We start from the raw sequence: 22,243 nt of genomic DNA, 5'->3' as shown, positions 1-22,243 counted from the left end.
CCGGCTAACTATTAAATTGTCTTAAATGATGATCGGCATGTTTATAGGCAAGCTGCCCAACTTGTTCCTTAGTCATTTTGCCGAAGAACCAATGCGTAAATTGGGGCTTATCATAGTTGGCATATCGCTCAAGCACATTTATCCATTTTTTCTTTTCAGCCTCAACATCGCCGCCCGTTTCGGTAACGATAAAATCGGGGCTTGTCCGAGCGTTTCGTCTCATTGGCTCTTCATCCTTTAGTATCGCTTTTAATATAGGTTGACCTAACAAGTAGCCTAAAAACCGGCGTTTGTATACCTTCTCGCCCAAATACATTTCATCAGCCAGGATGGCGTGTTTAAGCATTTGGTCTATGCTCATTTTACCCCATTGGGCTGTGCTGTTTTTTGTAAGTGTTGTCGCACGGGTTATTAGCTCATCGCGGGTGGCCTTGTCAAGAATAGTTTTCATGTTTGTTGATCGTTAGCAAACAAACCTACAATATCCCGCAGAATAAACAGGACACGAGTCGGGACAATTTAAAGGGGCATTTACGACAAATTGATTATGCCCGTACACTCATCAACTAACATTAATATAGAATGATAGTTCTTGCCAACTGCTTCTGATAAGGCTATCTCGCAGGTTTTTGATGACGAATAATAGCCATCGTAAGTATTGGCTTTTACTTCATTTGCTTCGGGCAAGGTCGCCGAGTGGGTTAGTTCGGGATGAAGAAAGCCTCTGTCGCCGGCCATACCGCAGCATCCGGCAAAAACAGGCTGGTTAATGTTAGTGGCAAAAGTGGCGGCGATTTTGGAGAACTTGCTTTCCAGTCCCGGCATTTTTTGCAGCGAGCATACCGGGTGCAGGGTAATGCGGGTTTTCTTTTGAGTTACCGATATATTAGGCATTACATAATCATGGATATAGGTAATGCTGTCGATGATCTGTAATTGATCAAACTTGATTTTATTTTCTTCAGATAAAGCAGGGCGGCAATGGGTTAAGGTTTGTGTGCATGAGCTGATATCCAACACTACCGGGAACTTGCCGTTACTGGTATCAAACCATAGTTTATCTACCGTTGCGTTAACAGTATAGGTATAAGCATCCTTAAATCCTTTGGATGAATAGATCTGTCCGCAACAGTTTTTTTCGATATTGGTTGGGATAATTACATTGATGCCGGCTTTGGCAGATACATCCATAAACGTTTGCATTACGCCTTTTTGCCCCGATTCGCACTCGCCCATTGCGCGTGATATACAGGCGGGGAAATATACTACCGATTGCGTATTATTCTCGTTAACAGCACTCCGCGGTACCGCTTTTGCCAACGCCAACTGGTTTGACCATAGCGGAAACGATGGCATAACTTTGCGCAAAGTTTTAGTCAGCTTGAACATAGCCTTCGGACCAAACACCTTGTTTATTAAAATACCCGATGCCAGCGCGAACCTTACTGTTTTGTAAACGCTTTTAAAATTCTTAGCCGTAAACAGCGCCAATTTATTTTCCGTTGATGAATGGTTTTCCCGCCGCAACCGTTTTACCAGGTCGCCGGTATTAATGTCAACCGGGCAGGCGGTAGCGCATAGGCCATCAACCGCGCAGGTATCCAAGCCTTGGTATTGATATTGATGCAGCAATTCATCGTGCTGTGCCTTGTTACCTTTGTTTTTCAAGTTAAGCAACTCGCGGCGCACAACAATGCGTTTGCGTGGAGTAAGCGTAATATCGCGGCTAGGGCATTTATGTTCGCAAAAACCACATTCAATACAACGGTCAACTTCCTCTTCAACCTGCGGCAGTTCTTTCAGGTTTTTTATGTGGGCGTTTTTATCGGCATTTATGATTACCCCGGGGTTAAGCAGGTTTTCAGGGTCGATAATTTCCTTTACGGTTTTCATCACCCGGTAGATTTCGCCGCCCCATTCTGTTTCAACAAAGGGCGCCATATTGCGGCCCGTACCGTGTTCGGCTTTTAAAGCGCCGTTATATTTTTTGACCACCAAGTCAACAACATCTTGCAGGAAAACGCGATAACGTTCCACTTCGGCAGATGTATCAAATGCCTGGGTTACTACAAAGTGGATATTGCCATCTTTAGCATGGCCAAAAATAATGGCGCGTGTATAGCCGTGTTTTTTAAACAGTAGTTGCAGATCAGATATAGCATCGCCCAGGCTATCAACAGGGAAAGCTATATCTTCCAAAATCACCGATGTGCCGCTGGCCCTAACCGCGCCAACCGCCGGGAACATGCCTTTACGTACTTTCCAAAACAAGGCTTGTTCATAAGGCCCCGCTGTAAATTCGGCTTTTTGCAATAGAGAAAGATCGTCAGCTATAGTGAGGAAATCTGCCATTTGCTCTTTCAATTCGTCCTGCGTATTGCCTTGGTATTCTACCAATAACGCGGCAGCATTTTCAGGCAGGGTTTTTATAATGGCAGGCATGCCCTCTATATTTTCGATGGACTGCAATGATGCCCTATCCATCAACTCGACCGCTGCCGCGCCTGATGTGGTTAGCGGCGTAATGGCTTTACAAGCCGAATAGATATCCGTGAAATACAGCATCGCTGTTAATTTCTCGGGATAGTCGTTTACCGTTTCTAATACCGCCTCTGCTATAAAACCTAATGTACCCTCGGCACCAATTAGCAAGTGGGCCAGGATATCCATTGGCTCCTCGTAATCAATAAAAGCGTTTACTGAGTAGCCGACCGTGTTTTTAGTTTGATATTTCTTTCGGATCTTATCGTAAACTTCGGGGTTGTTTAATATTTGCAGGCGAAGGAGTTTAAGATGATCGTACAGATCCGCGCATTCTGTTTGAAACCGTTCGTAATCTATGGGCGACTCGGTACTAAACGTTTTGCCGTTAGGCAATATAAAGCGCAGGTATTTGGTAGTATGGTATGAGTTTTTACTAACCCCGCAGCACATGCCGCTGGCATTGTTTGAGATAATACCACCCATCATAGCGGCATTAATGCTTGCCGGGTCAGGGCCTATTTTACGCTGATATTTTTTAAGATAAGTATTTACATTGGCCCCAATAGCGCCCGGCCTTACCCTTACGGACTGGCCATCGTTTTCGATAGTAATCTTATTCCAATGCTGGCTCAGATCAACCAATATACCATCCGTAATTGATTGCCCGGATAGACTAGTACCGGCGGTACGGAAAACCAACGGAATTTTATGTTGTTTAGAAAACGCGAATAATTTAATAACCTCATCCTCTGATACAGGAAGCACCACGGCCTGCGGGCGCAAATAATAAAATCCGGCATCAGAGGCAGACGCAACCAGATCAATAAGATTTGTCTTTATCCTATCAGCGGGTAATATCGCTTCCAGTAATTTGCCAATGTTTGAATGCGCCACTTTTAAAGATGGATTTTAGTTAGCTTTTTCTTTATAACCAAAAGCGTCTGCTAATTTAAGGCATTCGTTTAATGGAAGTATGCCGTCAGACGAAGTTGATTCAAATAAACTGGATGCTGCCGAGCAAACGCCCAGTTCCAGGCATTTTTCCATGTCCCAGTTATTATGCACGCCAATTAATACGCCTGCCGCAAACGCATCACCGGCACCTGATGCACCTTTGATCTGATCTGCCGGAATCTGCAGACTTGGCTGGTAATGCGACTCGCCATCGCTGCCAATAGCGATAACTCCCTGTGGGAAATGCAGGATCACCCATTTGTTTACGCCCATGTCTATAATTTTTAAAGCGGCATCATAACAGCTTTTTAAAATTATTCCGCCATCGGCGGATATGGTTTTTATCCCGGTTATCATTCCGGCCTCATACTCGTTAACAAACAAATAATCGATATAAGGCAATGATGATGGGATAATAGCTTTAAAACGGTCAGAGCGTTCGCTTACAATATCTACCGAAGTGATCAAGCCTTGCTGCTTAGCGTTTTTTAACACTTTTGATGCGCGGGTAGTGCCATCTGCCTCTATAATATCCAGTTGGTCAAGCAACAGCAAATACCCCAAATGAAATATTTTATCCTGCGAAGCAGTAAAATCAAAATCAGCAATATCCAGTAAAGCGTTTGCTCCACGCTGATGAAAGAAAGTGCGTTTACCGGTACCTTTAACGCTCATTACATCGGTGTATGATGTATAGGCTTTATTGGTTTTACGCAACTGCATAGTGTTTATACCTATGCTTTGGCAATGGCGTATAATGTGATTACCCCTATCATCTTCGCCAACCAAGCCTACCCCGCTTAACGGGAAACCGGCTTGAAGTTTTGAGAGCCCCATAATTACATTATAAGCCGAGCCGCCGTTACAGCTACTCTCTGATAAAATGTTTACCAGTTTCTCTTCTTCCGGGAAAACGTCTATCACTTTTACCTGGTCAACTATCCAGTTGCCGCCAACTAAAATGCCGTTCCTCATCGCCTATTTATCGCTTAGTAACTTTACTATGGGTGCTTCATCCTCCTCAATTTCGGCGTAGCGGCCAATATCGGGGTTCGAGAAAAAATTGTCATTCAGGTCATCATTAGCGGTTGATACCTCGCCGATTATACATTCGTCTGTAGCCGGGTAAAATTCATGCCAGATACCGGGTTCGATGGTTATCCGTTCGCCGGCTTGAAGGTGAAGTACAGCGCCCGATTTTATGGTTTGATATTCGCCATTAACTTTCATTTCGAAAGTTCCGTTTGATTCTATATCAGCAGGATTTTGTTTCCATAAATGAATAACCAGCTCGCCGGTACGGCAAATAATATCTTCTTTCTTTTTTTTATGCGTGTGCGCTGGGGTAGTTTGCCCTTTTGCCGCATACATTAGCTTTTCGCAATACTCGGCTTCTTCGGCCAGGTTGATTAGTATCAGTCCGTATTTTTTAAAATTGCCCAGGCCAAAATCGGTCACATCCCATTTTGGTTGTGGAGGCAGCGCCCATTTATTTTGTCTAAAAAAGACTCCTGAGGCAACTATTGCATGGTTTATTTCTGATCTTTTCATACCGGTTCTTCCTGGTGATAATTCACTTTTTCTACCGAACTATTAGCAAATGATTTTAGCGCCGCCTCGAATACATAATGGCTGTTAACGGCCTCATCAGGCGTTACGCAACCAAAGCGATCATTTAAAAACCCTTCGCGCTCGGCTACATAACCGGCCAGCATCTGCATAAAGCAATCTGCAAAGCCCGGCTCAAAAATGCCGCCCGTAATAGTCGGGAACGGCACGCCTTTAAAACCAAGGTCCGTACGCTGCCAATATTGCTCTTCGCCAATGGCAAATGTCCAAAGAGCTTTGGTATCCTTGGTGCTATATTTTACGCCACCTTTGGTACCGAAGATCTCTATATACCAGGTATTGGTTTCGCCCGGTGCAATGCGTTTCATTTCTAAAAGCATCGGCACCAGGTTACCATCTATAGTAACCTGTGTATTTAACGTTGCATTATTCCAGGTATCGCAAACGGCCATGCCGCCTTTACCATCTGGGCGTTGGGTAACTATTTTCTGCAGGTTTGCATAAACGGTTTCGGGTTTCCAGCCTAAACGTAAAGGAACGTGTAATACGTGCATACCCAGATCGCCCATTACGCCTATCTCACCGCAAAATTTAACTTGTCTTTTCCAATTGATAGGTTTGTTAAAATCCAAATCGCTCGAGTGTAAAAAGCCTGCTTTGATATCTATGATCTCTCCTATCCTGCCAGACTTCACCTCCTGTATCACACGTTGTGGACCAGGCAAAAAAGGCATTTCAGAGCTGCACCTTACAAAGCGGCCCAACTGTTCTGCTTTATCTCTAATAGCCAATGCAGCTTCCAGATCTATGCCGAAAGGTTTCTCGGCAAGCAGATCTTTACCTGCTTCTAACACTTCGATATAAAAATCTTTATGCAAATTATGTGGCAATGCTACGTATACAATGTCAATATCCGCGCGCTCCAGCAGTTCTTTATAATTGGTGGTCAGCAGATCAACAGTAGGGATATTTTTGTACCAGGCTAATACTTGCTCATTCAAATCGCAAACCGCTTTCAACTCAACCTTCGCCGGGAAATCATTCAACGCGAACCAGCGGCCAAAAGCGCTTGCCGCTTCTTTGCCCATCAGGCCACCGCCGATAATTCCTATGTTAATTGTCTTCATTTGTTATTTATAATTGCCTTAACTATTCAATAAATGCATTACATCGGCAGGGCGTGCGCCTTCGTGTACCAATGCCATAAGCGCCTTAGTCATACCGGCCGGGTTAGCGTGCTGTATAACGTTGCGGCCGTACACAATGCCTTTAACGCCTTGCTGCATCAGGCCATAGGTGCGTTCCATAATTTCTTGGTCGCTGGCTTTACCGCCCCCACGCACCAATACAGGGATATTTCCGGCTATCTCCACAATGCGGTGATATTGGGTAACATCATCAGTCGGGTCGGCCTTTATAATGTCTGCACCTAACTCAACGCCTTGTCTTACCAACGGGATTATCTTTTCAGGATCGCCATTTACCATATAGCCCCCCGCTTCTGTATTTGGGCGAAACACCAATGGCTCTATCATTAACGGCATAGCATATCGCTCGCACACCGGTTTTATTTTAAGGATATTTTGGATGCATTGATCGGCAACCTCAGGCTCGCCGGGGATGCTGAATAAGTTTACCACTACACAGGTGGCATCTAAGCGCAAGGCTTGCTCTACCGGGTTCTCTATCATCCGGCTAAACAAAGCGCGGGGCAGGTCTTTACCGTAAACGTTGGCAACATCGGTACGCAAAACCAATGATGGTTTATGGCGGCCCGGGATAGACTGTAAATATTGCGCCTGGCCGATAGTTAACTGTATAGCATCGGGCGCGGCATTTACCAATACGTCAACCGCTTTCTGGATATTTTCTATTCCGTTTAGAAACGGGTATTCATTAAAGAATCCGTGGTCAATGGCTACATCAAAGCAATTGCCTGATTTGCCATTAAATAATCTATTTAATCTATATGACTTCATTTTTATAAAAAGTGTATTTGTAACGTTATGTACTAATTGAATGTTGTTTTTAGGTTATTTAGCGTGTTTGTCTGATAAAAAAATATCCATACGGCCACCGCTTGCAATAGCCCTGTAAGATATAGTGTTTAACTTATACTTTACACCATTTAATGCAATGGATTTGATATATAAAGCTGATGATGTGCTTTTTGTTGTGTTGATAACAAATTTTTTACCATTCTCCATATTGATTACCGCCTGTTTAAAAAGCGGTGTACCCAGCTGGTAATTATCAGACACCGGATCGACCGGGTAAAAGCCCAATGCTGCAAATACGTACCAGGCGCTCATCTGCCCCGAATCATCATTGCCACTTAAACCACCGGGACCGTCTGTATATTCCTCGCTACGCACTTTGGCCACTATCTGCTGGGTTTTCCATGGCGCATTGGTGAAATTGTACATGTACGGGGTTTGGTGCCCAGGCTCGTTACCGTGCCAGTATTCGTCTTTTATAAAGATGCTATCCAGGGCGCTTTCCAGTTTATCTTTTCCGCCTAGTATTTGGGTAAGCCCTGCAACATCCTGCGGGACGTAGAAAGTATATTGCCGTGGGGTTCCTTCAGTTATGTAGGGAACTTTTTTGTCCGGATAGAACGGGGTGATCCAACTGCCATCAGCATGTTTGGCACGAGCCAGACCGGTAACGGGATCTATCACGTTTTTATAGTTTTTAGATCTTGCAAGCAGTTGTTTATAATCTGCGGTATGGCCTAATGATTTAGCCAGCATAGCCAGCGCGTAATCGTCATAAGCATACTCCAATGTACGTGATACCTGCTCTTTACTATGCGGCGCATTATTTACCGGATCTTCTAACGGGATGTAACCGTATTTTAGATATGAATCAAGCGCGCGCCTGCCTTTTCCTTCCTCATAATCTGCTTTGGGCGGCGTTTCAAAAGCATTTTGGCGTAGTAAGCAATAAGCTTCCTTCACATCATAATTGGCAATGCCTTTTAAATAAGCCGATGATATAAACGGACCTGTATGATCGCCGATCATGGCGCTGGTGTAGCTGTTCCAAATTGGGAATATAGGGATCCACCCACCTTGCTGCCCTTTTAATATTAACGAATGAACAATATTACTTACCAGTTTCGGCTGGATGATCTCCAACAAAGGCAGCTCTGCACGGTATATATCCCACATGGACATATCATCATAATAATTTTTTCCGGGGGATAATTTGGCGGTTTTATACTGGTGAGCAAACTGGGGATAGGTACCGTCAACATCATTATATAACCGTGGCATCAACTGGCTATGGTACAGGGCCGTATAAAAAATATGTTTGCTTATCTCGCTGGTATCTGTAACCTGGATCTTGTTTAACGCTTTCTCCCAAGCGGCAGTTGCTTTAGTTCTTACACCGTTAAAATCCCAATTGGGTATTTCGGCTTCCAGGTTTTTGCGCGCTTCGGCAATGCTGGTAAATGATGTGCCTATTTTTACACGTAAAACCTCGCCTTGGGCAACTTTAAACCCTAAGTAAGCGCCTATATCTTTTTTATCGGCAATGCTATCTAAAGCAAACAGATTAGCGCCGCTATAAACGCCGCCGGTATTCGATTTTCTTTCAACTTTTATTACAAAATACCCGCTAAAGCCGGCAGGCTTGCCCGAGCCCACGTAAATACGATAGGAAGGGTTATAACCCGAAATTTCATTAGCAGCCTTATTAACAAAAACATGCGCTTTAGCCTTATCGCTATTGGGCGTAACCAATAAGTAAAGGCTATCAGCAGCGGCGGCTGTAAATTGCATAATGGAACACCGTGAAGTTGCCGCGATCTCTGTAACCAGTTGATTGTTTGAAAATTCTACTTTATAATAATCGGGCCGGCTTATTTCATCAGCATGCTCAAAGTGAGCTACGACTTCTGTATTGGCTGTTTTTAGTTTGCCTATAAGCGGCATAATGGTAAAGCTGCCATAATCGGGCACGCAAGAACCACTTAACCAATGGGTGCCTCTAAATCCGCTGATGGTTTTATCTTGGTAAATGTATGGCGGCACACATTTTGTTTCTAAACGCTGGGTTTGCGCTACCCATTGGGTCATACCAAACGGCACACCTACCGCAGGTATGGTATTGGCACGTTGCTCCGTACCGGCGCCATGTTTTCCCGCAGATATAGTGGTACTTGGTGCAGTGCCGACATAAGGATCAACGTATTTTAGCAAGCTTTTCTCCTGGGCAAACAGGTTGCTAACAACCAAACAAAATATGATGGTAATAATTTTTTTTTGCTTGTTGATCGGCATCAGATTATATTTTAATTTGGTTAAGCGTTAAGATCGCCTAGGGGTTTATAAAAATCAAACATAAAAAAGTTATCTTGTATATACAAGTAATGTTTAAAGTTTTAAAACTTTGCCTTAGTGTGTTTTAAATGAACATTTATTACATTTGTTAACAGCCTATCAAAAAAATTAATGAGCAAGAAAGAAATAATCCATTTATATAAAAAAGTAATCGAAGATCTTAAGTTTTCGATTGAAAAAGGTGATTATAAAAAAGGCGACCTGCTCCCCTCAGAAAACGATCTTTGTAAATCATACGATACCACCCGCGTAACTATACGGCAAGCGCTTTCGTCATTGGCCAATATGGGCTATATTACCCGCAGGCATGGCAAAGGCAGCATAGTTTCTGAACCTAAAACAGGTTTAGGAATATTATCTGTAAGTGGTGTAACGGCCGGAATTGGTGGTCAAAAATTAATTACTACTATATTAGATAAGCCTATTAAAAAAGACTGGCCTTCAAACTTTTTTTATCATTTGGATGAAAATGCAATTAAAGCCGGCTGTATCTTCTTTTCGCGTTTAAGATATATTAATAACATTCCGGTTTTATATGAGGAAACTCACATAACTAATATTGATCTGCCCCGTTTTTCGTCACGGAGTTTAGAGAATCGATCGTTGTTTAAAGTATTAAAAGAGCATTATAACATCGAAGTAAAAGAGGGCGAGCAAAAAATATGGGCCATACTTGCTGATAAAACCATTAGCAGCCTTCTTAATATAAAAACAACGCACCCGGTAGTACACATGAAACGCTGCTTGCAAACCAACGTTAAGGGCCTTAATATTTACTCGTCTTTATATTGCAATACCGAGGACCATTTTTTACAGGATAGTTTTTAATCCAGCATATCTATACGTACCCAATCCATACCAGCCGCAATAGCCGATTGTACGCCCGGGTTACCATCTTCAAATACCAGGCAGTCTTTAGGCTCAACACCCAATTTTTCGGCGGCGGCTAAAAACGGATCGGGGTATGGTTTACCATGAGGTGTTTCGCCCGCGCAAACCAGCGTTTCAACCAGGTGAGCAATGCCCAATACATTCAACGTTTTTTCTATCGCCTCGCGCGATCCGCCCGAAACAACAGCGATGCGTACTTTACCCGCGTGAGCTTTTAAATGTTCAACCACATGCTCAACCGGTAATATCCGGCTGATGTACTCATCATGGTATAATTTGTTTTTTAACGCGTTAAACTCGTCAGGATCAAAATTGGTGTTGTATCGCTTATTGATCTCTAATACCACGGCAGTTATTGGCAATCCGGCAAACTCATCAATGATCTCGCCCGTAATGGTTACACCTTTATCTGCCGCTACCTGTACATAAGTGTCGGCATGCGCCTGCATATTATCGGCCAACGTCCCATCGCAATCGTAAAGAAATGCTTTATAGTGACCCGTGCTTCGTTTTAATAGTTTCCTGTATTTAGATAGGGTAGCTGCTTCCATAGGCCGCTAAAATATAAAAATTGGAGCAGGGTTTTGTAAGCAGGCTGTAAGGAAACAGCGCAATTGCATTAAAAATATAAAACCCTTCTCCGCCCTCTTTATGCGCAGCAAAGAGAGGGTAAAAACCGTCAAAGTATTTTAATGTGTCTGCCCTGTGTAAGGAAACAGCATACTTACAGGTTTAGCATAAATCATACAGATCTTAGTGCAACCATCTTTAAATGCAGGCCGGCCCCAAAATGTTCGGCATCCAGTTTTAATACTTCTGTAAATGCATTGCTTGCTTCATCAAATTGCTCAAGCCCTAAAAACCCTAAACCTTGTATGTACAGGCAATGTGCTTTGTTGCGGATATCCAAATCATCATCAAAAATCAGCAGGTTGGGTAATGACACAGCGAAGTAATCAATTTTAACTTTGTCATTTAAGTGCTTTATACCAAACGCAACCAGCTTGTTAAATATTTGCTTTGCTTTATCGGCATTGCCCAGTTTTTTCCAGGCTAATCCCTGGTAAAATATTTTGTCGGGCTGCTGGTCGTTATAAAAGATAGCTGCCGATGGCTCATCTAAACCTTCAATAGCCTTTGTGAAATATCTTTTTGCTTGTTCCGGCTGGTTTAAGCCTTCATAAGCACATCCTATCCAATAAAATATATCATTTTCGGCCGCGCCAAAAAGTTTGCCTTCGCCTAAGTTATGTGGGTAGACTTGCGCTTTTTGTAGTAGCGTTATCGCGGCTTCAAATTCTTTGTTGTTACGTTTTTCCCGAGCGATCTCAACCAAGCTGTAAACATATTGGCCGGATGCTTTTCCTTCACCGCCTTCCCAGGGGTGAAACTGCCTGTCGCTGATTAGCTTTAATGCTTTTTCATGATCGCCTAAAAAATTATAGATAGCCGCGCGTTCTAAATAAATATCATCACGTTCGATTGTTGTGGTTATATTATCTTCTAATAATTTAAGGCGATCTGCCGGGGTTCTATTTAAACGTTTATATAGTTGATCCAGCTCCATTAAAATACGGGCATCGGTTTTATCCAGTGCAAACGCTTTCTCGAAGTAAACCACCGCTTTATCCTGCTCATTGCGTTTATTAAAATAAGCAATCGCCAGGTTTCTTAATACTGTAGGGAAAGTATCATCCAGGTTTGCCGATGTTTCCCACGCGGCAATTGCATCATCATACTGCCTTTTATCATACCATAAATTACCTAAGTAATAAGGCGCTTTAGCATCGGCAATATTTAATTGCGATGCCAATTTAAGTACCGCAATATCTTCCAATCTATCCGGGAAACAAAGATATGGATCGGCCTCAGCCACTTTTTTTAGCAAGTCAATTGCTAACGCTTTATTACCTAACTGATATTGAAAATAACCCAGGTAATAATAAACCATAGGGTTGGTTTCATCGCCTGTTATAGCATGTTGCAATAACTCATAAGCCTCGGGATATAACCCTGTGTTGGCATAATCTAAAGCATATTCAATAAAGTTTTGATACCAGCCCCTTGATAATTTAAGCAGCTCGTCCAAATGAATTTTGGCTTGTTGGCTTTCGTCGGATTGTTGGTTTGCAAGGCTTAATTCAAACAAAGCGCCCAGGTTAAACTGATCTCGTTTTAAGGCTTCTTTAGCTGTCGCGATAGCATCGGCAAGATTATTTACTTTGCGATAAGCCGCTGATTTTAAAACATAAGCCTTGCTGTTATTGGCATTACGATCAATAGCTGATTGGATATGATCTAGTGCCAACTCATAATCCTGGTTAATAATATCCAACTGCGCTACCATAAAGTAGCCGCTATCTTTCCACGCATTGCTCCACGTGGCTTTGTAAAATGCATCGTACGCCCCGGTATGGTTACCCTGGTACTTCAATGCCAGCCCTAAATTATAATAGCACTCGCTATCGTAGGGGTTAGGGTTTCTTTGAATACTTGTCTCTATCGCTTTGCGGAAATAAGGTTCGCTTTTAGCAAATTGCCCGCGCCGCAGATACCAGGTACCCAAGGCGTTGTTGTTACGAATATCTTTGGCATCCCTGCGTAACGCTTCCTCATAATACGGTACCGGGCTATAGGTCGCATGGCGGTATTGCTCCAGGTGCTGCCCGGTTAAAAACAATTGTTCGGTGTTTTCAACTTCGTGCGGAAGGAGTGCCGGCTTTGCCGCCTCGGGCGTATTGTTTAGTTGAGTACTTGCCGGGTCGTATTTGATCAGTTGTTTCCCTTGCGGGGATGTTATAGTAAGCAGCAAACGGTTTTCATGGATATTTGCGGCCTTGATATTTTTAGTATAAACCTGTTCGGGAACTATATCGGTCACTTCTTCAAGCAAAGTTTTACCCTCATAGCTCAGTTTAATTTTCAGGCTTTTTTGCTCGCCAGTAACGTAAATCTTTAGGTTGATAATACCATCCTCATAATCAAGCGCCAGTAAAATATCCTTGCTGGCATTTTTTACAACACCCAATTCACGATAGGGTAAAAAGTATTGGGTAAAGTGTTTTTCTTCGTTAGGCATCAACCAGCTAAAATCGGGCTGATTATCCGTAAACATCCCGGTCATTAACTCAATATATGGGCCGTCCTCATCGGTTAAGTTTCTATCCCAGGCTTGTCCAAAATCGCTATGGCCCCAGGTCCATTGTTTTTTGCCGGGCGATACATGATGATTAGCCACATGCAGTAACCCGGCCTGGGTATCGTGCTCATATCCGCCTACAAAATCGTATGCAGAGTTAATAGCCATGTATGATGTTGGTACCGGGATATTCTTATACCGCGAAATATCTGTACCGGGCGAGTAATCCACTTTATAATAAGTACCTGTAGCTATAGGAAACGTAGATACATCGCGCTTACCATGATCGAAAACTGCGTTAACATCCGGCGGGAAAACAGATTGGTAATCGTCATTAACTTTAACCGCCGGGTTTGCCCACCATAAAAAAGTTTGCGGCAAGGTTGATCGGTTATACAGTTTAGCCTTAATTTCTATATAAGCCTTATCAGGATATAAAGTAAAACCTGCCATGCCTTTGGTGTGGAACATGCGTTCAACCTCATTTATCCAAATGGTTTTACTGCCGTTGCTGTTCTCTTCGATCTTATAATCTACCGGCTCAAATGTGCTTGGCCTATGATGCTGCGGCCAGTTAAACTCGATACCGCCCGAGATCCACGGACCAGTTAAACCAACCAATGCCGGTTTAATAACCTGGTTATAGTAAATAAAATGCCTTTCCCTTATTTTATCATAAGCCATTTGGATGCGGCCACCCAACTCGGGCAGGATCATTATTTTGATGTACTTATTCTCTAAAAACAAGCCTATATATTCTTTGTCTTCTTTCTCATCGTATATCTTTTCAACAATGGGGTTTGGGTATACCTTACCGCTGCTGCCCTGGTATATCCGCTTCTCGAAAAACATAGGGTTTTTATCCGGCTTGCCAATGCCGTAGGTAGGGATGGTTACTTTTTCTTCCCAGATATTTACATATAGATCGTTCATGGTAAATGCGTATTCGTATTAATGTCTTACTAAATTGTCTTCCAGCTCTTCTAAAGTCTGGCCCTTGGTTTCTTTAACTTTTGTTTTTATGAATAAAAATCCGCAAAAACAAATAACAGCGTACAGGTAAAACGGTCCGTAAGTGCCCAACACTTTAGCCAGTATAGGGAAGGTGAACACCAAAATAAAATATGCGCCCCACAATGATACTACCGCCACGGTTGATGCTTCGCTGCGTATTTTGTTGGGGAATATCTCTGAGATCAACACCCAGGTAATTGGGGCGATAGAGGTGGCGTACACGCTAATGGCCAGCAACACCAATATGGATATTATGCCTGCCGCTACATGACTCTGTAATGAAAATGCTAGCGCGATATAAAGCACAGATAAGCCTAACGAACCTATCAGCATTAATGGCCTGCGCCCCAGTTTATCAACCTGCCACATAGCTAATAACGTAAATATCAGGTTTACAATACCGATGGAAACAGTTTCAAAAAGTTGCTGGTTCAAGCTTGACCCTACCGAGGCAAATATGGTTGAGGTATAATTAAACACCACATTAATACCACAAAATTGTTGAAATACCGCCAATGTTATGCCAACCAAGACAGCCGGGCGCACGGCCTTTGCAAACACCGCTTTGTAGCTTTGCTTAGTGGCCCCGGTTAATGATTTTTCTATAGCCTTTAGCGTAGTATCAACAAACGCGGCGGCCCCTATTCGGCTTAATACCTGTTTTGCCTTTTCGGGCTTACCGGCTTTCATTAACCAACGCGGGCTTTCGGGCAACCATATCACACCTATTAAAAATATAGCAGACGGTATCACCCCCAAACCAAACATCCATCGCCAGGCATCTACTCCGGTATCGGCCAAAAAGTAATTGCAAAGGTTGGTTATCAATATACCCAATACAACAGTAAGCTGATTAATAGCTACGTTTCTGCCCCTTACTGCCGCAGGCGAGATCTCGGCAATGTACATTGGGCAAAGCATGGAAGCCATACCCACGCCAATACCCGCGGCAAACCTCATCACAACAAAAAATACCAATCCTTTAGATAAAGCTATACCTAATGATGAGATCGCGAAAATAAAAGCGGCCACCATTAGGCCTGGTCTGCGGCCATATTTTTCGGCGATGTTCCCTGCTATCAGACAGCCGGCAATACAGCCCAACGCCAGTGATCCGGTTAAAAAGCCTTCCCATAAAGGATCAAGCGCAAACTCTTTGCGCAGAAATGGCAACGCGCCCGATATCACCGCGAAATCAAACCCGAACAGATAACCGCCCAGTGCTGATATGAAAGAAATACCGATGATGTAAACATTATTAAACGGTTTTGATTGGTTCATCATTTTATAAAGTTTGGTTTATAAATGTATATAAATAGCTGCACCGCCACCTTTGGCTAAGTTTAGGTCCATTTTTGTTTTATTGGTTACGGTAATAGTTTTGCAGGTATAACTCGTGGCTGTTTTGTTAGCATCTGCGTCATCGGCGTAAACATCTGCCTGGAAAGTTTTACCGGGAGTTAAAAAAGAAAGATCAATGTTAACCTTCCGTTCATCCCAATTGGTCATGGCGCCAACAAACCAGTTTTTGTCTTTCTTTTTGGCGATTACTGCATATTGTCCAACCTTACCGTCCAGCACTTTGGTTTCATCAAAAACAGTTGGTACTGCCGATAGGTATTTCATAATATCCGGGTACTTTTCGTACTCGGTAGGCGAATCGGACAGCATGGCGAAGGGCTGGTCGAAAACCACATACATAGCCAGTTCATGGCAGCGGGTGCCCAATGATGAAGGCAAGCCGGGATCGACAGGCTTAAAGGTTTCCATAGTGGCATTGCGCATAGAGCCGGGCGTATAATCAAGCGGGCCGCCCAACATCCTTATAAACGAAAAAGTTAAATGATGCTGCGGATTAGCGGTATAATCCCATTTAGAACATTCTTCGCCGCGCACGGCTTCATAGTTAACTATATTGGGATAGGTTCTTTGCATCCCGGTAGGTTTTCCGCAACCGTGAAAATCGATCATTAACTCCCGCTTGGTGGCGGCTTTGGCAATTTTCTCCATCCAACCGGCAACCTGCTGGTCATCGCGATCAAAAAAATCAACTTTGATACCTGCTGCGCCTAAAGATTTGATGAAGTCGAGATTCTTATCCAGATCATTTAACAATGGCACCGCAACGGCCCATAAAAACACTCCCACGTTTTTACTTTTAGCGTAGCTGATAACCTCTTTAATATCAACCCTGGGCAGTACTTTCTTTACATCGTAATTGTTTGACCAGCCCGCGTCAACCATTAAATATTCCAGCTTGTTTTTAGCGGCAAAGTCTACATAATATTTATACAACACAGTATTACGATTAGGCATACCCGATGGAATATCCGCGCCGGGCAACATGGCATCATGCCACCATTCCCAGGTTGCTTTTCCGGGCTTTATCCATGCTGTGTTTTTTAATACCGATGGCGTGGCCAATTTGTATATCAGTTGATTATTTAGCAATGTCTTATCATCATCGGTTACCATAACTACCCGCCATGGATAAGAACGGGTACCTTTAGTATTGGCAATATAATCCTCGCGCTGCTTCACCACCGACACAAAATTACCCCAGCTGCCCATCACTGTTTTTGCAGGATACTGCGCCCAGTTGCCTTTAAAACCTGCGCCTTGCTTTTGGATATACATACCGGGATAATCAAACAAGTCGGCCTCGGCAACAACAACTTTTATGTTTGATGGCTGATAGGCAAATAATGCCGGAGTTAAAGCCCGTGTGTTATTCTTTATACTTTCAATGGTGGAATGTTCTATATAAGGCAGTTCCCAGGCGGTGTAGTTGGTAGTCTCCGCCCAGGTGGCAGACGGTGTGCCTGGCAAGTTAAAACTGGCTTGTTCGCTTAATACTTTAACAGAATCTTTAATACCAGTTATAAACCTATAGGCCATGCCTTCGTTATACGCCCTGAATATTACTGAAAAATTATTATTGAAGTTAATGACTATCTGATTGTAATTATCCTGCAAAGTAGCAGCTTTACCATATAGTGGATGCAAAGTGTTATTTACCGTGTTTTTTGCAACGTTATTTACTTTTGCCAATTTACCCAAAATGCCTTTATCCAAATTAAGCGATATGGCAGATGGCAGCATTACCACCGTGTTTTTATAGGTAACGCTATAGGTTATACTATCCGTAGTACTAATATCAACCTTAGTATTTTTATCGGGCGAGGTTAAATGGTAAGACTGCGCGAACAATTCACCGCAAGTAATCATCATCAATAATAAAACACTTAATTTCTTCATATCAGTCCGAATTTAAAATTGATATACTCATCATAAACCTGATGCTTTGGCAACATTGCCGATGGAAACTCAGGTCTATTCATGCTATCCGGATAATGCTGACATTCCAGGCACAAACCCTCAAAAGGCTGGCAAGTGCGGTTGTTATCATTTGGGTATTTGCTAGCCAGGTAATCGCCCGTATAGAAAAACATACCGGGGTAAGAGGTATTAACGGTTAACGTTCTGCCCGATGATTCATCGGTTAGTTTAGCGGCAAATTGTCTGTCGTTATTTAAAATATAGTAGGAGTTAATGCCCTTGATCTCTCCGCTCTCAGTCGTCAATTTTTCTCCGATTGATTCACCCTGAAAGGCTATATCAGCAGCCGGTACAATTTCACCTGTTGGGATATAATTTTCGCCTGTAGCCACAATTTGTTTGGCACTGATATTAAGTTGATGATCGAGCATAGTCAGATCGCCATTTGATAAATTAAAATAAGCGTGATTGGTAAAATTGGCAAAAGTGTTTTTATCGCTTACTGCTTTGTAGTGAATATTAAGCACATTATCATCACCCCATTGATAAGTAACCCGCAAATTTAAATTGCCTGGGAAACCGCCATCGCCGTCATTACTGTGCAGCACCATTACCAACTCATCGCCGTTAATTTCAAAACCAAACACCTTACTATTAAAACCGCCGGCACCGCTATGATTTGAATTTATGCCGTCATTTGCATCTAATTGGTAAGTAGCGCCATCTAATTTTAACCGGGCATTACTGATGCGATTGGCATAACGGCCAATAGTTGAACCTATATAACAGGTATCATTTAAATACCCTTCAAGTGTTGGGAAACCTATGATGACATTGCCCAATTTTGAGCTCTTATCCGGCACATTAATACTCACCAGCGTGGCGCCGTAATTGGTTATCTCTACAAAAGCACCGGCGCTGTTTTGCAGCCTGAACAGGTAAATATCTTCGCCATGTGCTGTTCCCCATGCTTTGCGGGTAATTGTGGTACTCATAGTTTTTATTCGGACGGTAGTTTTAATTGGTGCAATAAAAGTAGGCGCGGTGCGGCATTTCAAAAATGGACAAACTTTATTATTAAATGGACAATATTACCATCGCTTTAAAAAAGTATTTGTTGCTATTTTTTAACTTAATGATTGAAAATGTACATTTGACAAAGCATTCGCTCCATAATAGACCCACTGATAATGAACAATATTACTGAAATCAAAAAGAAAATAAAAGAAGGGTTTGTTGGACAGCGAATGATTGTTTTGCCACCAAATATTAAAAAATCTATAATTAACAACCCGCTGATAAAAAACCTTTACTTAACCGCTATTGGTTATTATCCCAAAGCAATTTATCATGACCGCGAACGCAAAACCGGCAGCAACCAATATATATTATTATACTGTGTAGATGGCGAAGGCTATATCTATATCAACGACCAGGTTTATCCGCTTAAACCCAATACTTATATTATTATCCCTAAAAATGTAGGGCACCGGTATAAAAGCTCGAACACTAATCCCTGGAGTATTTATTGGGTCCATTTTAGTGGTTTAACCGCCGATGCGCTTTACCAACGATCATTAGTACAGGGCATGCTGCATGTACACGCTATACCTTATGATACAAGCCGGATAAAGCTATTTGAGCAGGTATATGCTATTTTAGAGCATAGCTTTCATGAAAAAGAAATGGAGTTAACCAACCTGTACCTGCAACATTTTATAACCTCGCTTATATATTATAAAGAGCTAAACCCCGTAACATATGATACCGATTCGGTTAGCCTATCCATAGCTTACATGAAAAATAATATTCAGCAAAAATTATTGATAGAGGATCTGGCGGGCCGGCAAGGTATATCGGTATCGCATTACTCGCGTTTGTTTCATCAAAAAACCGGCTCATCGCCCATTAATTATTTTAACCTGCTTAAAATCCATGCATCATGCCAGCATTTGTATTTTACAGATCGCAGTATTAAAGAAATAGCCGCCGCGCTGGGTTTTGACGATCAATATTATTTTTCGCGCTTATTTAGCAAACTAATAGGTATATCGCCGTTAAAGTATCGTAAAACACATAAAAAATAACAAAACGACAAAAAGTATAATTGTCCATCTTTAAAACCTTTTTGTCTATTTTTAGAAACTATATTTAACAATACAATTGTAGCCGTTATATAACCATCTTTAGCTCTCGCTTAATGAAGTTTAAATTTTTAGTATCTGTCGCAATTCTGTTGTGTTCATCCGTTGTCGCCATCGGGCAAAAACAGCCGTTAAGGTTGCATTATGATAAACCCGCCGCCAATTGGGAACAAACCCTGCCTTTGGGCAATGGCCGCCTGGGCATGATGCCTAATAGTGGCATTGTCAGTGAAAAAATCGTATTGAATGATATCACTCTTTGGTCGGGCTCACCGCAGGATGCTAATAATTACGATGCTTACAAAAAACTCCCCGAGATACGCGAACTACTATTAGCGGGTAAAAACGTAGAAGCACAAAATTTAATTGATAAAGACTTTGTTTGCAAAGGCCCCGGCTCGGGCGGTAAGCAATGGGGCTGTTTCCAAACCCTGGGCGACCTTAACCTGCAGTTTGACTATGGTAATGCTGATGCCCAAAAATTCACTAACTACCAAAGAGAGCTATCGTTAGATAACGCGGTAGCTAAAAGCAGCTTTCAATTAGATGGCGTTACTTACAAACGCGAATATTTTACCAGTTTTAGTGATGATGTGGATGTGATTAAGCTAACATCTGATAAACCCGGCAAATTAAATTTCAGCATTAATTTAACCCGGAAGGAAAGATCAATCACAACGGTTAAAGGTAATATTTTGCAAATGGAAGGCCGGTTAGATAACGGTACCGATGGCAACGGCATGCAGTACATAGCCAATGTTAAAACCAAACTAACCGGTGGTACTTTAACAACTGCTGATAATACATTGGTTATAAAAAATGCTACCGAGGTTATCATTTACCTATCGGCAACTACCGATTTTAAAGGTGTTGGTTTCAAAGTCAAAATGGAGCAAAACTTAGCTACCGCGATGAAAAAGCCATATGCGTTGCTAAAGCAAGAGCATACCACCAAATTTAAAAAGCTATTTGATCGCGTTAGCATCAACTTAGGCAAAAGCAATGATAATGAAACGACGGATCAGCGCCTCATCAGCTTTCATAATAACCCCGATAAGGACAAGCTGCTGCCGGTATTATTTTATCAATATGGCCGGTATTTAAATATATGCAGTACCCGCGTAGGTTTATTACCACCAAACCTGCAAGGGCTTTGGGCCAACCAAATACATACGCCATGGAACGGCGATTATCACCTGGACGTTAACGTACAGATGAACCATTTCCCGGTGGAGGTTTCAAATCTATCCGAGTTAAACCTGCCCTTAGTTGAGCTGGTACGCGGTATGGTTAAAAATGGCGAGCGCACCGCTAAAGCCTATTATAATGCTGATGGCTGGGTCGCGCACGTAATAACCAATGTTTGGGGGTGGACAGAGCCGGGCGAAAGTGCCTCATGGGGAGTAACCAAAGCCGGCTCGGGTTGGTTATGCAGTAATTTATGGGACCATTACGCTTTTACCAATGACAGAGTTTATTTGAAAAATATCTATCCTATACTTAAAGGATCGGCGCAGTTTTATAATAGTATCCTTACCAAAGACCCTAAAAGCGGTTACATGGTTACGGTGCCGTCATCATCGCCCGAGAATAGTTTTGTGATGCCCGATGGCAGTGGCCGCCATGCCAGTATTTGCATAGGAGCTACTATTGATAACCAAATAATGCGCGAACTATTTGCCAACGTAATTACCGCGTCAGAAACATTGGGGTTAGATGCTGATTTTCGCAATCAATTAAAGAAAAGATTAAACGAGATCCCGCCCGCAGGGATTATCAGTAAAGATGGCCGTATACAAGAGTGGCTGGAAGATTATAAAGAAACCGAGCCAACGCACCGGCATGTTTCACACTTGTATGGCATTTACCCTGCATCAGAAATTACTGCCGATGGCACACCCGAACTGGCCGAAGCAGCAAAGAAAACGCTTAATGTTAGGGGCGATGATGGGCCAAGTTGGTCTATAGCCTACAAGTTATTGTTTTGGGCGAGATTGCATGACGGCAACCGGGCTTTTAAGTTATTTCATGAGTTGATGAAACCCGTTACAGGTACAGGTATAAACTACACTGCAGGCGGTGGTATTTATCCAAACTTATTATCTGCCGGGCCGCCGTTCCAGATAGATGGCAACTTTGGTGCAGAAGCCGGCATTGCCGAAATGCTGATACAAAGCCACGAGGGTTATATTAATTTATTGCCTGCCATACCTGATAGCTGGAAAGCCCAGGGTAGTGTTAATGGGCTAAAGGCGCGTGGTAATTTTACGGTTGATATGCAATGGAAAGATGGTAAAGTAACCGCGTACAAAATAACATCGCCGCAAGCCCAAAAAGTAAAAGTGAAAATAAACGGCAAAATTAAATTAATCAATAGCGGTAAAAGTTTAATTTTAATTTAAACCAATTGTTTAATTATG

At 42.5% G+C, this 22,243-nt stretch carries 15 protein-coding genes; 3 read left to right on the top strand and 12 right to left on the bottom strand.

From position 1 onward, the window contains the following. Positions 1-4: 4 nt before the first annotated feature. From JWQ34_RS01345 to JWQ34_RS01315, 7 genes are all read right to left on the bottom strand, one after another. On the bottom strand, positions 5-451 hold the full coding sequence (locus JWQ34_RS01345; protein ID WP_299352798.1) for a DUF1569 domain-containing protein: 447 nt from the start codon (positions 449-451) through the stop codon (positions 5-7). A gap of 80 nt (positions 452-531) precedes the next feature. Then, positions 532-3,378 (bottom strand): FAD-binding and (Fe-S)-binding domain-containing protein, encoded by a 2,847-nt coding sequence (locus JWQ34_RS01340; RefSeq protein WP_299352795.1) that lies wholly within the window; start codon positions 3,376-3,378, stop codon positions 532-534. Positions 3,379-3,393: 15 nt separating this feature from the next. After that, on the bottom strand, positions 3,394-4,413 hold the full coding sequence (locus tag JWQ34_RS01335) for a carbohydrate kinase family protein (RefSeq protein ID WP_299352792.1): 1,020 nt from the start codon (positions 4,411-4,413) through the stop codon (positions 3,394-3,396). A 3-nt stretch (positions 4,414-4,416) separates the two neighbouring features. Continuing rightward, positions 4,417-4,989: a D-lyxose/D-mannose family sugar isomerase gene (locus JWQ34_RS01330; RefSeq protein ID WP_299352789.1), complete on the bottom strand. Its 573-nt coding sequence runs from the start codon at positions 4,987-4,989 to the stop codon at positions 4,417-4,419. After that, positions 4,986-6,134, bottom strand: a complete 1,149-nt coding sequence (locus JWQ34_RS01325; RefSeq protein WP_299352787.1) for a Gfo/Idh/MocA family oxidoreductase — start codon at positions 6,132-6,134, stop codon at positions 4,986-4,988. Before JWQ34_RS01325 ends, JWQ34_RS01330 begins: the two co-directional genes overlap by 4 nt. Positions 6,135-6,152: 18 nt before the next feature. Next, positions 6,153-6,986, bottom strand: a complete 834-nt coding sequence (locus tag JWQ34_RS01320) for a hypothetical protein (protein ID WP_299352784.1) — start codon at positions 6,984-6,986, stop codon at positions 6,153-6,155. A 54-nt stretch (positions 6,987-7,040) separates the two neighbouring features. Further along, positions 7,041-9,296 carry a GH92 family glycosyl hydrolase gene (locus JWQ34_RS01315; protein WP_299352781.1) on the bottom strand — a complete coding sequence of 752 codons (2,256 nt, stop codon included), beginning with the start codon at positions 9,294-9,296 and terminating at the stop codon, positions 7,041-7,043. A 171-nt stretch (positions 9,297-9,467) separates the two neighbouring features. Between JWQ34_RS01315 and JWQ34_RS01310 the strand changes: the two genes are divergently transcribed. Continuing rightward, positions 9,468-10,184 (top strand): GntR family transcriptional regulator, encoded by a 717-nt coding sequence (locus JWQ34_RS01310; RefSeq protein WP_299352778.1) that lies wholly within the window; start codon positions 9,468-9,470, stop codon positions 10,182-10,184. Here JWQ34_RS01310 and JWQ34_RS01305 read toward each other — a convergent pair. The 5 genes from JWQ34_RS01305 to JWQ34_RS01285 form a co-directional block, all read right to left on the bottom strand. Further along, positions 10,181-10,798 carry an HAD-IA family hydrolase gene (locus JWQ34_RS01305; protein ID WP_299352775.1) on the bottom strand — a complete coding sequence of 206 codons (618 nt, stop codon included), beginning with the start codon at positions 10,796-10,798 and terminating at the stop codon, positions 10,181-10,183. The two genes, JWQ34_RS01310 and JWQ34_RS01305, sit on opposite strands and share 4 nt — an antisense overlap. A 191-nt stretch (positions 10,799-10,989) precedes the next feature. Further along, complete coding sequence (locus JWQ34_RS01300) at positions 10,990-14,319, bottom strand: DUF5107 domain-containing protein (protein WP_299352773.1); 3,330 nt, start codon at positions 14,317-14,319, stop codon at positions 10,990-10,992. Positions 14,320-14,337: 18 nt separating this feature from the next. Beyond that, on the bottom strand, positions 14,338-15,684 hold the full coding sequence (locus tag JWQ34_RS01295) for a sugar porter family MFS transporter (protein WP_299352770.1): 1,347 nt from the start codon (positions 15,682-15,684) through the stop codon (positions 14,338-14,340). 15 nt (positions 15,685-15,699) lie between these two features. Further along, entirely contained in the window at positions 15,700-17,658 is a 1,959-nt protein-coding gene (locus JWQ34_RS01290; protein WP_299352767.1) for a glycoside hydrolase family 97 protein, read from the bottom strand. After that, positions 17,655-18,674: an aldose epimerase family protein gene (locus tag JWQ34_RS01285; protein ID WP_299352764.1), complete on the bottom strand. Its 1,020-nt coding sequence runs from the start codon at positions 18,672-18,674 to the stop codon at positions 17,655-17,657. The genes JWQ34_RS01290 and JWQ34_RS01285 overlap by 4 nt, the downstream gene beginning before the upstream one ends. Positions 18,675-18,869: 195 nt before the next feature. Between JWQ34_RS01285 and JWQ34_RS01280 the strand changes: the two genes are divergently transcribed. Both JWQ34_RS01280 and JWQ34_RS01275 read left to right on the top strand, forming a co-directional pair. Then, positions 18,870-19,766 (top strand): AraC family transcriptional regulator, encoded by an 897-nt coding sequence (locus JWQ34_RS01280; protein ID WP_299352762.1) that lies wholly within the window; start codon positions 18,870-18,872, stop codon positions 19,764-19,766. A 113-nt stretch (positions 19,767-19,879) separates the two neighbouring features. After that, positions 19,880-22,225 carry a glycoside hydrolase family 95 protein gene (locus JWQ34_RS01275; protein WP_299352759.1) on the top strand — a complete coding sequence of 782 codons (2,346 nt, stop codon included), beginning with the start codon at positions 19,880-19,882 and terminating at the stop codon, positions 22,223-22,225. The last annotated feature ends 18 nt before the right edge of the window (positions 22,226-22,243 follow it).

The sequence above is a fragment of the Mucilaginibacter sp. genome, assembly GCF_028288185.1.
GTDB lineage: Bacteria > Bacteroidota > Bacteroidia > Sphingobacteriales > Sphingobacteriaceae > Mucilaginibacter.
Note: the sequence above shows the minus strand (reverse complement) of the source record. Positions and strands in the feature narration are given on the sequence as shown.

Bases quoted from the DNA above. Each gene is read 5' to 3' on its own strand.
- JWQ34_RS01345 (WP_299352798.1), bottom strand. From the start codon at position 451: ATGAAAACTATTCTTGACAAGGCCACCCGCGATGAGCTAATAACCCGT.
- JWQ34_RS01335 (WP_299352792.1), bottom strand. From the start codon at position 4,413: ATGAGGAACGGCATTTTAGTTGGCGGCAACTGGATAGTTGACCAGGTA.
- JWQ34_RS01330 (WP_299352789.1), bottom strand. From the start codon at position 4,989: ATGAAAAGATCAGAAATAAACCATGCAATAGTTGCCTCAGGAGTCTTT.
- JWQ34_RS01325 (WP_299352787.1), bottom strand. From the start codon at position 6,134: ATGAAGACAATTAACATAGGAATTATCGGCGGTGGCCTGATGGGCAAA.
- JWQ34_RS01320 (WP_299352784.1), bottom strand. From the start codon at position 6,986: ATGAAGTCATATAGATTAAATAGATTATTTAATGGCAAATCAGGCAAT.
- JWQ34_RS01315 (WP_299352781.1), bottom strand. From the start codon at position 9,296: ATGCCGATCAACAAGCAAAAAAAAATTATTACCATCATATTTTGTTTG.
- JWQ34_RS01310 (WP_299352778.1), top strand. From the start codon at position 9,468: ATGAGCAAGAAAGAAATAATCCATTTATATAAAAAAGTAATCGAAGAT.
- JWQ34_RS01305 (WP_299352775.1), bottom strand. From the start codon at position 10,798: ATGGAAGCAGCTACCCTATCTAAATACAGGAAACTATTAAAACGAAGC.
- JWQ34_RS01300 (WP_299352773.1), bottom strand. From the start codon at position 14,319: ATGAACGATCTATATGTAAATATCTGGGAAGAAAAAGTAACCATCCCT.
- JWQ34_RS01295 (WP_299352770.1), bottom strand. From the start codon at position 15,684: ATGATGAACCAATCAAAACCGTTTAATAATGTTTACATCATCGGTATT.
- JWQ34_RS01290 (WP_299352767.1), bottom strand. From the start codon at position 17,658: ATGAAGAAATTAAGTGTTTTATTATTGATGATGATTACTTGCGGTGAA.
- JWQ34_RS01285 (WP_299352764.1), bottom strand. From the start codon at position 18,674: ATGAGTACCACAATTACCCGCAAAGCATGGGGAACAGCACATGGCGAA.
- JWQ34_RS01280 (WP_299352762.1), top strand. From the start codon at position 18,870: ATGAACAATATTACTGAAATCAAAAAGAAAATAAAAGAAGGGTTTGTT.
- JWQ34_RS01275 (WP_299352759.1), top strand. From the start codon at position 19,880: ATGAAGTTTAAATTTTTAGTATCTGTCGCAATTCTGTTGTGTTCATCC.